This is a genomic window from Mycobacteroides franklinii (genome assembly GCF_001853795.1).
In the GTDB taxonomy this organism is placed as follows: domain Bacteria; phylum Actinomycetota; class Actinomycetes; order Mycobacteriales; family Mycobacteriaceae; genus Mycobacterium; species Mycobacterium franklinii.
This window is the reverse complement of the sequence record NZ_MLIK01000012.1, coordinates 1-499: the sequence shown is the minus strand read 5'-3', so window position 1 is coordinate 499 and position 499 is coordinate 1. Positions and strand designations below refer to the sequence as shown.

At 70.1% G+C, this 499-nt stretch carries 1 protein-coding gene and 1 pseudogene; both read right to left on the bottom strand.

From position 1 onward, the window contains the following. On the bottom strand, nt 1-410 hold a 410-nt coding region (nusB, locus tag BKG76_RS07075), incomplete at its 3' end, for a transcription antitermination factor NusB (RefSeq protein WP_070937006.1). A 2-nt stretch (nt 411-412) separates the two neighbouring features. Further along, nucleotides 413-499 (bottom strand): annotated as a pseudogene (locus tag BKG76_RS24285) (elongation factor P); the annotation flags it as partial.

Here is a 499-nt window from a genome sequence, read left to right as displayed (position 1 = left end):
TGACCCAGCACGCCGTTGACGAATCCGGGTGACTCATCGGTGGACAGCTCCTTGGCCAGCTCGACGGCTTCGTCCACCGCGACAGGCTCGGGTACGTCCTCGGCGTGCAGCAGCTCCCAGACCGCCACCCGCAGGATGGCACGGTCCACGGCGGGCAGCCGCTCCAACGTCCACCCCTGCAGGTGCGCCGAGATGAGATCGTCGATGTGGGCGGCGTGTTCGGTGACACCGCGGGCCACCGACACCGTGTAGGGGTTGAGGGGGGTGACCTCGGCCTGGTCCTCGGCCAGCGCGGCCCGGCCGTCGGCCACCGCCTCCGGCGTCAGGCCCCGTGCCTCGGCCTCGAACAACAGATCCACGGCGCGCTTGCGGGCCTGGTGCCGGCCCCGGTCGCCACGGCGGTCAGGCATGGTCAGCCATTCACGCGGCCCAAGTAGCTGCCATCGCGGGTGTCGACCTTGAGCTTGTCGCCGGTGTTGATGAACAGCGGCACCTGGAT